The organism is Streptomyces sp. NPDC054883 (genome assembly GCF_053610645.1).
In genome coordinates, this window is the sequence record NZ_JBSGYT010000004.1 from 211,823 (window position 1) to 223,054 (window position 11,232).

An 11,232-nucleotide genomic window follows, 5' to 3' on the forward strand; every position below is an offset into this window, starting at 1 on the left:
GTGTATCGGCTTATCAAACTCGCAGACGAGGTTCCGGGAGGCGGCGCTCCGGGAATGACGTACGCATGGCCAAACTCATGCTGCACGGTGACCTGGACCACCCGGCGACCCTGAGCGTCGCCGACCTGCGGGACTGGGAACCGCACAGGGCCGCGGTCACCTTCGACTGCGCGACGAACGGTCCCCAACACCATGTGTTCGAAGGTCCCCTGCTCCGTGACGTGGTCGCGGACGCGGGCCCGGCCTTCGACGCCCGGCGGCGCAAGGACCGAAGCCGCTTCCTGCTCGCCGTCAGCGGCGGCGACGGACACCACACCGTCCTGTCCTGGGCCGAGCTGGACCCCGACTTCGGCGGCAGCCCGGTCCTGCTGGCCACCCGCCTCGACGGCGACGACCTCGACGAGGCGGGCTGCCAACTGGTGGTGCCCTCGGACCGGTGCGGCGCGCGCTACGTCAGCGCCGTCACACACGTGTGGTTCGGCGCGCTGTCCCCACCCGGCCTCGGCCGGCAGGGAAGTGGGGCGGCCGCCTGAGATCCCGGTCGCCTCCACGAAGTCCGCCGCCGAGGCGCTGCGCCGAGGACTCCTCGTCCGCGCCGACGCCGAGCGGTGCGTCGCCGACGGACGCACCTGGTGGTCCTCGCCGAGAGCCCGTCGTTGCCCGCCGACCTCGTGGAGCGGCTCGCCGTCGACCCCGACGAGGCCGTACGGCTCGCAGTCTCCCTCAGGCCCGAGCTGGACGGGACGCGGCGCATGGCGATCGACTACACGGTCGGGGACTTCGACAGGGGCGACGGCGTGCAGTGGGTACGGGACGGGCACGCCGATCCTGCGGTGCTGCGTCGGGCCGCTTCCCCCGCCCACCCGTTGCTCCGGCGCGCCGCCGCCCAGAGCCCCCACCTGCCGCCCGACCTCGTGCGCCGGTTCGCGCACACCGAGAAGCCCCTGGTGGAGGTCCTCTTGAGCGTGTACCACCCCGACACCCCGGAGGAGGTCCTGATGCGTGTGTACGCGCGGCTCGGTGGGACGTTCTCCGCCTGGATGGCGAAGACGCACCCCCGCTTCCCCATCGAGGGTCTCGCCGCGCGCTACGCGGACCACCCGGACGGGACTACCGTCGGCTGGCCGTCCGGGACCAGGCCGCCACGCCCGCGGCGATCGAACGGCAAAGCCGCCCGCGGCCTCGGGAACGGCTTCGTCGACTTGCCCCAGCAGTACCGCGTGGAGCTAGCGGAGCGCACCGTGGGGCTGCCCCCGCGCCCAGTGGTGGCGCTCCTCACCGCCTTGTACCGGGAGAGCGGCGGCCGGGCCATGGCCGACGACCTCGCGCAGCGCGCCGCGGCCGTGGGGCGCTTGGGCGGGCTCGTCGGCGTGGTCTGGGACGGCCTCCGGGAGGCGGGCGCTCACCGGCAGCTCGCCCAATGGCCCGATGTCCCTCTCTGGAGCCCGGCGATCTCCGGCAGGCGATCGCCGAGTACGAGCGCTACAACCCCCCTTGACATGTCGGCTGGTGGGCAACGGGTGTCGCTGAGGGGGAGGGCAGTTGCGGTATCAGAGGGCTCGATGAGCTGGGATGTTGCAGGTGGCGCCTCGGTCCAAGGACTGAGGCGCCTTTTCGTGTTCTGGGATGTGTTGGTGCTGGTCAGCGTTTCGGGGTGGTGGTCGAGGCGGAGGGCGTCCACACCTTCGAGTACGTTCCCGGCTCCGGCGTCCTGGCGAGCGGCTTCGCGGCGGAGCAAAAGTGCGACGGCCACAGCGCGATCCTCTTCACCCTTCCCGGCTCCGGCCACCTGGGGTGTTTGTCGCGCCTGCGGACGGGGCTGGCGGAACGCTGGAGGGGTGTCGCCGTCGGGCGGGCGTTTCACCGCCCTGTCGGTCGCCCGGGCCTGCGGCGCCGCTTCTCGTACGCCTCCCGGATTCCGCCGGCCAGTCCCAGGAGCACGGCCGTCCCGACCGCCACCTCGGCTGCGGTGCGCAGGCCCCAGCCGTGGACGTCCCCGGCAGCCCGCGGGGAGACCTTGCCCTGCGGGTCGTGCACCACCGCCAGGGACTCGCCCTGCTTCGCGAGCCGCGAGGGGGTGTCCAGGTGGTCCGGGCCGCCCGCGGGGCAGTCCAGGCGGTGGTCGTACGACGTCCGGGTCGTGGAGGTCCAGTGGCCCTCGGCGTCCATGGAGGATTCCGTCTCGGTGTGCTCGGTGACCTTCAGCACGACGCAGCTGATCTCGACGCCCCGGTCCTCCAGCGTGCTGTGCCCCACGGACGCGAGGGCCAGGATGGCACCAAGGCCGGCGGGGAGGGCGGACAGCGCGATGAGCCAGGCTCCGCGCCGGGTGGCGAGGGCGGCGTGCCAGCCGAGCAGGACCAGGGGGAGCAGCAGCCCGCCGAGGAGGAACCCCCAGTTGCCCAGCGACCCGTACGCCGACTCCCAGGCCACCCCGAACGCCAGGGCCGCGGTCAGCGGCGGCGCGGCCAGCGCCACCGCGGTCCGCCAGAGCCCGCGTGCCCATCCCCCGTGCCAGCCCGCCATGCCCGCCCCCCGTGGCTCGTACTCGTGCGCTCCAGGTAACCGCGACGGCACGGGGCACGTAAAGAGCGCGGCTGCCCGGCCCGACTGGCGAGGGAGGCGCCCGGTGACGCTGAAGACCGGGCGGTCGAGTCGATGCTGGTGCAGGCCGCCAGGCGCTGCCGGGCCCGGAAGTGCTGGCGTGCGGCTCCGTTCCCGGACCTGGTGGCCGCAGCGGAGCAGCAGTTGCCCGACGGCCCGGTCCTCGAGGGCGAAGGTCTGGGATGCCGAGGCAGGGCGGCTCTCGTTCGAGGGATTGCAGCGCCGGGCGGCGGCCTGGGGCCACAGCGCCCCCGGCCTGGTCGCCGGCCGCCCGCGCGCGAGGCCCTCCGGGCAGTGTGCGTGGGCGGATGGCGCAGCCCGGCTCAGTACCGCCTGGACCGGGAGGCGGCCGGCGACCGAGCCCTGAACGAAGCGGGCGTCGACCTTGCGCGACCGCTCGCGGACTGGACCGCGCTCCTGTCCGTCGTCCGCGATGCTGCCATGCCGCTGGCCGCGCTCCTGATCACGATGGCCGGGCAGCTGACCGGCCACGGCCGCGGACGCGCCGTTGGCCGCGCTGAGCGCCGCCGGGCGCTGGAGCGGATCTCCGCCCGGATCGGCCGGGAGGCCGCCGACGCGCTGCGCGACGACGCCATGTCCGCCGAAGCGGTGGCAACCGCGCTCGGCGCCGCCCGCTCCAATGCCCTGGTCCTGCTCCTGACCGCGCAGGACGGTCAAGGGCTGCCGGGCGCCGAGCGGTATGTGTGAGACTCCCTCTGATTGATCACTCGGGGGGAGTTTTCGCGTTGAACGCGCTGTTGAAGAGAGTGTGGATCGGGCTGGCCACGACCTTGATCGTGAGTCTGGCCGCCGTGATCCTGCCGGACCACATCCAGATAGCCGACGACGGGCGCGTCCACCTGGGCGCGCCCGCGCCCACGCCGTCCCCGTCCACGGCGGTGCCCACACCGGAGTCCACGTCACCGCCCCTCACACGGGACGCCGTGGACGAGGTGATCCGGACCGCGGTCAGCGCGGCGGGTCTCGACCCGGCGCAGGGCCGCCCGACCGTCGCGGCCGACGCCAACTCGAACAGGACGGGCTGGATGGCCGTCCGCGAGAAGACCGCCGCACGGTCGGAGATGAACGCGATCTGCGCCGACCTGGAGCGCCAGGGCTGGACGCTGAACCCGAGCGGCGACCGCCCCGACGCCTCCCGCAGCTACAAGCGCGGGGGCTGGTACCTGCTGGTGAGCACGCGCGGGAAGACCCAGGCCCCGTCCACCACCTCCGCCTTGACCGGCTCGCAGACCTACCTGACCGTGACCGGACTCCAGCTGAACCTTTCCGACGTACCCCTCCCCGAGATCACCGTCCGCATCGGCTGACCCCTCGCAGGGAAGCCCCCACCGCCTTCCCTGGACACCCCGGCGCCCGGGGCCCGGCCGAGTCGGCCGGCCCTGTGCGGGAGCACTTGTCCCAGCCGTAGCCGCGCCCGACATGGCGACGCCGCTGCTTTCGTCGCCGCGGCTGCCCGAGGCCTCTCCAGGTACGAGAGCCGTCCGTCAGGGGCCAACCGGGCGGGCGGACGAGGGGGAGGGCGCGCAGGAGCTCCCACAGGGGGCGGAATCCGCCGGCCCACTCGGCGAGGACGTGGCGCTCGACCAGGTGGAGTTGCGTGTGCGAGCAGCCGGTGGTGCGGCCCCTTGCTCCAGTAGAGGCCCAGCGCGTACGGCCGGCCCCCGGCGACCTCCGGTCCGGCGCGCCACCGCGCCGCGGGCCCGGTCGCCGCGTCGCGAGGTTGGTCCCGGGCCCCAGACGCCAAGGTGAGTAGTCGCGGCCGCGCGACGTCGCGGAGGGGGTCAGTCCTCGTCGAGGTACGCCTTCGTCGCCGGGCGGTCGCACAGGACGATGAGGAGTACGGCCAGGATGAGCGCGATGACGAATCCGGCCAGTGAGGGGACGGACTCGTCGCGGCTCCAGTCGGCCCCCGCCACCATGCCGCCGATACCGAGGAAGGCGAGGACCGCGGGTATCCCGGCCAACCGGCCCAGGCGGTCGCCTGAGTAGGCCACCCCGGCAAGGACCTTGACTCCGTTGCGCAGGAGGCCCACGCCGAAGGCGAGAACGGGCAGTCCGAACAGCCCGAAGCCGTTCCCGTCCGTGATGAGCAACAGCAGGAACACCGCGCTGCTGACGGTGACGATGCCGAAGGCGATGCCCAGGGCACCCGCGGCGGTGGCCGATCCGGGCCGCCTCCGTTGCGTGGAGAAGTCACTCATGGGTCGAACTCCCTTGTCGTGCGGTTTGGTTGTGGTCTGTGGTGGGCGGCGCGGATTTCCCCGGAGGTTGCTCGCCAGGGCCCGCAGGCCTTCGACGGCGCCGGCCGGGCGCCTTCGGGTTTCGACCTGGCCCCCTGGCGGGGTGCCGGGGTGCTTGCGGGCGTAGTGCTCGATCTGGCGTCTGAGCCCTTCGGACCGTTCGAGCCACGGCGTCTTGAAGCCGCACTCCCCGCACCAGTAGCGGTTGGCCACGTCGGCTCCCTCCCTTCCGTAGGGGTGGGGTGCCGACCACGAGAGTGGTCCCGGCCAGGGCGGCTGCACAGGTCACGCACCCGGCCATTCGTGACCGGCGGTCACGGGTAGGCTCATCGCCGTTCGTTCTGGTGGGTCAGGAGAGATGCTGGATGACAGAGGACCTCGGCACGTTGTTACGCGAGCTGCGCGACGCGGCGAACCTGACGCAGGAGCAGGTTGCCGAACGGTCCGGGGTCAGCGTGCGTACCATCCGCCGGCTGGAGAGCGGCAGGTCCACCAACCATCGGATGGGGACGGTGAACCTGCTCGCGGACGCGCTCGGGCTGGACGAAGGGGGACGCCTGCGCCTGGCGACCGCTCTCGCCGGCCCCGCCGCCGCCCGAGCGGGAGCGGGAGCCGGTACGGCAGCCCGGCAGCCCGCGGCCGTACCGGAAGCCCTCCCCATACCGGGGCAGGGCGCCGGATCGGCACCGCGCTCCATAGCCGGCACCGGCGGTGGTCCCGGCTACGGCCCCGCGGAGCCTCCACCCTGCCGGCCGCCCCTCCACGACGCGCTGGCCGACGCGGCGCACGAGCTGGCGACGGAGGTCCGCCGCCGCTGGCGCCGCGAGGAGGCGCAACGCCACGTCCACGATCCGTTCCCGCTGCCCGTACGGTGGAAGCCGGCGCCCGCCGATCTGACCGACCGGGCGGAGAACATCCAGCGCCTCGGGCCGGGCGAGGTTCCGCGTGCGGTGGACCTGGACGGCGACCTGCGGAGCATGGCCGAGGTCTACCAGCGGATCCCGTCCGGACGGCTGGTGATCCTCGGCCGGGCCGGCTCGGGCAAGTCCATCCTGACGATCAGACTCGTCCTGGACCTCCTGGACGTACTCGAAAGCCCGGCTCCGCACCGGCGCGTGCCGGTCATCTTCAGCCTCGGCTCCTGGGACCCCTCGACCACCGCACTACGCGACTGGCTGATCGGCCTGCTGCTGCGCGACCACCCGCACCTGGCCCGCCGCAGCTCCGGCGGGGCGACCCTGGCCGCCGTGCTGGTCGACACCGACCTCGTCCTGCCGGTTCTGGACGGGTTCGACGAGATCGCCGAAGGCCTGCGGCACGAAGCCTTGGACGCGCTCAACGCGACCTCCGCACCGTTCGTCCTGACCAGTCGGCGCGACGAGTACGCCGAAGCGGTCCGCGAGGCGCACGCGCCGCTCTTCTGGGCGGAGGGCATCGAGCTCACCGACCTGACCCTGGACGACGTCGCCGATTACCTGCCCCGCACCACCCGCACCAGCGCTGACCCATCCGCCTCGCCCTGGAACGTGGTCCTCACGGAACTGCGGACGCGCCGCGACCCGGTCCGCACCCACCACCTCGCCACGGTCCTGACCACCCCGCTCATGGTCATCCTCGCCCGCACCCTGTACAGCGAGGCGCCCGACCGGGATCCCGCCGAGCTGCTGGACGCCGCCCGGTTCCCCTCGGTGAAGAGCCTGGACGAACACCTGCTGGCCGGATTCGTACCCGCGGTCTACCGGCACCGTGCCCCGGAACGGGACGCGGCCGGCCGGCAGCCCAGGGCCCCGTACGCCCATCCCGCGCGGGCCGAACACTGGCTCGGCCACCTCGCCCACCACCTCGGCCGCCTGGACCGCGAGCGCCAGGACCTCGCGTGGTGGCAGCTCGGCGATTCCCTCTCCCGGCCGGCGCGGACCCTGGCCTTCTTCCTGGCCACCGCCCTGAGCGTCACCCTGAGCGACTGGCTGGTCGGTCTGCTGCTCACCACGCTCTCCCTCGGCGAGATCCTGTTGCAGGGCAGTCTCATGGGACCGGCCGCGGGCCTCGGCTTCGGCGCCGTCTACGCGATGGCGGACAGATCCCGCGGCGGGGCCGCCTTCGAGCCGTCCCGCGTACGGATGACACTGCGCGCCGCGCACGACGATCTCGGCCGCCGACCCCTGCGCACCTTCGCCGCCCGGTTCGGCCAGGGCCTGATCGGCGGAGCCGTCATGGGCATCGGATGCGCCTGTGCCCTCACACTCCAACGCGCGCTGGCCGCCGGATCACGGCTCATCGACCCGCACGTCGTGGAAGGCACCGTGATCAACATGGCGGTTCTCGGGCTGATCTTCGGCTCGGCCGCCGCCCTCGTCCTCGGGCTCATGACCGCGCTCGAGGCACCCGTCGACGTCACCACGGCCGCCACCCCCGTAAGTCTGCTGGCCGCCAACCGTACGACGGCGGGCCGACGGTTCCTCATCCTGGCCGTGGCGCTCGGCCCGGCCATCGCCCTCGGCGGGTACCTGGTCGTCGATCTGCTCCGGGGCTTCATGGGACCGCTGAACTGGGAGCCGCGGGACGGACTGTTCATCGGCGCGGTCGGTGGCCTGGGCGGCGCCGCCTCCTACGTGCTCACGTTCACCGCCTGGGGCCAATGGGTCGTGCTCGCACGGGTCTGGCTGCCCTTGACCGGGCGGCTCCCCTGGGACCCCGCCGCGTTCCTGGACGACGCCTACCGGCGCGGAGTGCTGCGCCAGACCGGAGCCGTGTACCAGTTCCGGCACGTCCGGCTGCAGCACCACCTCGGACACGCCTACCGCCGCCGGCACCGGGACTTCGCACCGGCCGCGTTCACGCCCCCTTCGACCGGCGCCCCGTAGCCGACCGGCCGGTCACTCTTCGGCCGGTCACTCTTCGGCCGGTCACCGACCGCCGGTCACCAATGGCCGGTCGCCTGGCCTGTTGTCCGGACGTACGGGGACACCAGCATCGGGACGTCCGGCTCGCGGCGGCCCACCGCGCCGCGAGCCCACCCCGACGAAAGGCTCCCGATGACGTCCCTGCGCCTCACCTGGTCCGAGGCATCGACTTCGGCATGTGGCAGGACCGCGGGGCCGTCCTGGCCACCGAACTCAACCTCGCGGGCGCCCGGTGCGCGGCGAGCTCGTCGTCGTCCGGTTCCGGGCAGTGCGCCGGCCACGGCCCGTACGTCTACCGGTATCACGCCCCATACCGGCGACAACGACGTCGTCGACGTCCACACCGCGGCGGCTTCCCACACCGTCAAGACCCGCCTGGACCAACTGGGCACCGCCGGCCGCCTCGTCGACTACGGCAACGGCGCCTCGCTGGCCCCGGCCTGCGACGGCGGCCACAACTACGGGTGCTGGGTGCCGGACTTCGCCGACTACATCCCCCGACTCGAAGCGGCCTTCGCCGCGGCGGGCTGACCCGGACGGGACGCCGTTCCGCCGACCCTTCACAGGTGCAGGAGAAGACATGGAAGAGAAGGACACCCACGAGCAGCCGACCGACGAGGCCGCTGCGCTGGCGGCCGAACGCGGGCTCGGCACGTGGCGGCAGACGTTCCGGTGCAAGTCCAGCCGCCTGGTCCGCAAGCACAACGCGTCGCGCCTCTACCTCTACGACGGTGGCACGGTGGTGACGGGCCCCGAGGGGTTCCGGGCCGCGTACGACTGGCGGACGGTGCGGATCCTGCGGTACTTGAGCACGCGCAACGGCGTCCCCTGGGACGCCCGGTACACGCTGCTGGACCCGCACGGCGCGGCGGTGAACATCGGCCCGGGCCTGCGGGTCTTCCTCAAGGAGGAGAAGCAGTTCCTCGGCATCACGTCGGTGGTGCAGGGCGCCCTCTTCCTGTGGCCGGAGGTCTGGGGCGCGCACATGATGCAGGCCGTCACGCGGACGCAACTGCCCATGGTCATCAGTGCCATCGAACGCGGCGAGACGGTGGACTTCGGCGCGTACAAGGCGGATCGCCACCGTGTCACGGGCCGTAGGTACTCCAGCGCTTGGTCGGACATCACCGAGATCCGTACGTTCGACGGCACGCTGATCTTCAAGAGCCCCCAGAAGCGCACCACCGTGGACAGCGCACACATGGACAACATCGCCAACCCGGACCTGTTCCTGCAGCTGTGCCACCGCCTCACGGCCTGACGGTACGCGGGCGACACGGACGACCGGCGACGCGCGCACCGCGCCTGCGGATAGACGGCGACCCCTGCTCCTCCGCTCGGTTCCAGCTGCATCGGCGAGAGTGCACGCGGCGAGCCCTGCGCCCGCGGCCAGCGGGTCCAGCCGGGTGGTGAAGTGCTTCGTGTCCTGCTCCACGACATCGGCTACGCCGTGTCTCGTGGATGATTGCACGAGGTGAGCGGTTCCCTGAGCTGCTTCATGTACGAGACGGGCCTGACGGCCACCGAGAGTGCCCGCCCCTCCAAGTCCTGGTTGCGGGACGGATCCGGACGAGGGCTGCTCCATGCTCCGTACGAGCCGAAGGCCGGCGGGCCGGTCAGAGGATGTTATGCCGCGACAGCGCCGGAAACCGAAGAAGACGTTCGTGCTCATCCACGGTGCCGGCGACGTCGGCTGGTACTGGCACCTGGTCGAAACGGAGCTCCGGGCGCGCGGGCACGGCGTGGTCGCTCCGGACCTTCCGGGCGGTGACGACTCGGTGACGCTCGACGACTACGCCGACGCCGTGGTCGAGGCGGTCGCCGACCGCCAAGACCTCGTGGTCGTGGGGCAGTCGTTCGGCGCATTCACCGCACCTCTGGTCGCCGTGCGTCGTCCGGTCGCCTCGCTGATCCTGGTTGCCGGAATGATCCCCGCGCCGGGCGAATCACCGGCCCAGTGGTGGAACAACACCGGCTACACCGAGGCCGTGCGGCGCCAGGCCGCCAGGGACGGCGGCCTTACCGGAAACAACGACCCCTTCGTCGCGTTCTACCACGACGTGCCCCGCGAAGTCGCCGAGGAAGCGATGAGCAAGGAACGGGCCCACCCGTCGGCTGCCGCGTCGGCCCGGCCGTGGCCGCTCGACGCCTGGCCGAGCGTACCGACCCGGTTCGTACTGTGCACCGAGGACCGCTTCCTCCCTCCCGGCTTCCTGCGCCGGCTCGCGCTGGAACGTCTCGGAGTGGTCCCCGAGGAGATCACCGCGAGCCACTGCGTGGCACTCAGCCGCCCTGTCGAGCTGGCCGACATCCTGGCCGGCCCAGGCGAGAACTGACGTCATGCCTCGCCCGCGAGCCAGGGCGCAGCTACGCAGCTTGCGCCAACCCGGTGTCGGCGCTTCGTCAATCCGGAGCCTCTCCGGGGGAAGGGGGCCCAGCAGGTCCTTCCCCCACGGACCGGGCCCCGCCCTCATCCGCTGACCCGTGCAGCCCGTCACATTTCGGCACGCCGGTCCGTCAGGGAGATGAAGCCGCCGAACCGGCCGACACGAGGGAGCGCAACCATGACGAACACCTTTGGCACTCCAAGCTCCCGGATACCGGAGTCAGGGGTGAACACTGCGTTCCCGCGCAAGGCCGGAGCGACCAAGGACGAGGACCGCTTCATCCTGCTGGAACCCGGTGCCGTCCGGCCGGGCCGCGTACCGCTGCCACCCGCCTTCGCGGTCAAGGCCACCACGGCCGACACCGAAGGGCGGCTGTCGCTCCTCGAAGTGACGCTGGTGAAGGACATTCCGCGCCACGTCCACCACCGGGCCGACGAGTGCGTCTACGTCCTCGAAGGAGCGCTCGCCATCGAGTTCGACGACCGGACCCACTCCGCGCCGCAAGGGACCTTCGCCCTGCTGCCCCGTGGCGTCCCGCACGCCCTGCGCCGCGCCTCCGACCTGCCGCCGCGCGTCCTGCAGATCTCCTCCCCGGGCGGCTGGGAATGCTACGTCGAGGACCTGATCGAGGCAGGCCCGACCGTCCTCACCGGTGGGGAACTGGACCCGGCGAAGATCAACCCCATCGCCGCCCGACACCACATCGACTACGAGGAACGGCGCCCCTGAGGAACCCGCCGGGCCTGCCGGCGGCGCAGGGGGCGCCGCGCTCACCAGGTGGGGCGGATCGGGCCCCGGTGGCGTGAGCCTGGCCAGGTCCACGACGAGTTCACCGAAGCGAGCTTCGCCAAGTGCCGCCCGCCAGGGGGCGACGGCGGCCTTGGCGGCCCGGTCCGCGGCGCGGGTGGCGGCCCGGCCGGCCTCGGTCAGCCCCAGCAGGCGCGCACGGGTGTCGTGCGGGTGCGGCAGCCCCCTGGACCCACTAGGAGTTGTCGTCAAAGTGTCACGCCCACATCAGCAGTGATGCGAGGGTGACGGCTGCTTGGTAGGACTGGGCGGTCTTGTCGTACCGGGTGG

The 11,232-nt window shown here is 72.4% G+C and carries 10 protein-coding genes; 8 read left to right on the forward strand and 2 right to left on the reverse strand.

Annotated features, from left to right (window positions below; all coding sequences use genetic code 11):
• The first annotated feature begins 65 nt into the window (after window positions 1–65).
• Window positions 66–533: a molybdopterin-dependent oxidoreductase gene (locus ACWGH1_RS05620; RefSeq protein WP_453353568.1), complete on the forward strand. Its 468-nt coding sequence runs from the start codon at window positions 66–68 to the stop codon at window positions 531–533.
• 1,327 nt (window positions 534–1,860) lie between these two features.
• Here ACWGH1_RS05620 and ACWGH1_RS05625 read toward each other — a convergent pair.
• Window positions 1,861–2,526, reverse strand: coding sequence for a hypothetical protein (locus tag ACWGH1_RS05625; RefSeq protein ID WP_453353567.1), 666 nt, complete (start codon window positions 2,524–2,526; stop codon window positions 1,861–1,863).
• Window positions 2,527–2,904: 378 nt separating this feature from the next.
• Between ACWGH1_RS05625 and ACWGH1_RS05630 the strand changes: the two genes are divergently transcribed.
• Together ACWGH1_RS05630 and ACWGH1_RS05635 are read left to right on the forward strand one after the other, a co-directional pair.
• A complete protein-coding gene (locus ACWGH1_RS05630) occupies window positions 2,905–3,312 on the forward strand; it encodes a hypothetical protein (RefSeq protein ID WP_453353566.1) in 408 nt (135 codons plus the stop codon).
• Window positions 3,313–3,350: 38 nt separating this feature from the next.
• Window positions 3,351–3,932 carry a hypothetical protein gene (locus ACWGH1_RS05635; RefSeq protein WP_453353565.1) on the forward strand — a complete coding sequence of 194 codons (582 nt, stop codon included), beginning with the start codon at window positions 3,351–3,353 and terminating at the stop codon, window positions 3,930–3,932.
• 474 nt (window positions 3,933–4,406) lie between these two features.
• On the opposite strand, the gene ACWGH1_RS05640 is transcribed toward ACWGH1_RS05635, so the two are convergent.
• Complete coding sequence (locus ACWGH1_RS05640; RefSeq protein WP_453353564.1) at window positions 4,407–4,826, reverse strand: hypothetical protein; 420 nt, start codon at window positions 4,824–4,826, stop codon at window positions 4,407–4,409.
• Window positions 4,827–5,230: 404 nt separating this feature from the next.
• Between ACWGH1_RS05640 and ACWGH1_RS05645 the strand changes: the two genes are divergently transcribed.
• The 5 genes from ACWGH1_RS05645 to ACWGH1_RS05665 all read left to right on the forward strand — a co-directional run bounded on the left by ACWGH1_RS05645 (window position 5,231) and on the right by ACWGH1_RS05665 (window position 10,884).
• Window positions 5,231–7,729 (forward strand): helix-turn-helix domain-containing protein, encoded by a 2,499-nt coding sequence (locus ACWGH1_RS05645; RefSeq protein ID WP_453353563.1) that lies wholly within the window; start codon window positions 5,231–5,233, stop codon window positions 7,727–7,729.
• Window positions 7,730–7,900: 171 nt separating this feature from the next.
• Window positions 7,901–8,299: a hypothetical protein gene (locus ACWGH1_RS05650; protein ID WP_453408450.1), complete on the forward strand. Its 399-nt coding sequence runs from the start codon at window positions 7,901–7,903 to the stop codon at window positions 8,297–8,299.
• Between the two features lie 49 nt (window positions 8,300–8,348).
• Window positions 8,349–9,029, forward strand: coding sequence for a DUF6585 family protein (locus tag ACWGH1_RS05655; RefSeq protein WP_453356903.1), 681 nt, complete (start codon window positions 8,349–8,351; stop codon window positions 9,027–9,029).
• A gap of 403 nt (window positions 9,030–9,432) precedes the next feature.
• Window positions 9,433–10,104 carry an alpha/beta fold hydrolase gene (locus tag ACWGH1_RS05660; protein ID WP_453356904.1) on the forward strand — a complete coding sequence of 224 codons (672 nt, stop codon included), beginning with the start codon at window positions 9,433–9,435 and terminating at the stop codon, window positions 10,102–10,104.
• A gap of 276 nt (window positions 10,105–10,380) precedes the next feature.
• A complete protein-coding gene (locus ACWGH1_RS05665; protein ID WP_453356905.1) occupies window positions 10,381–10,884 on the forward strand; it encodes a cupin domain-containing protein in 504 nt (167 codons plus the stop codon).
• Window positions 10,885–11,232 lie beyond the last annotated feature (348 nt).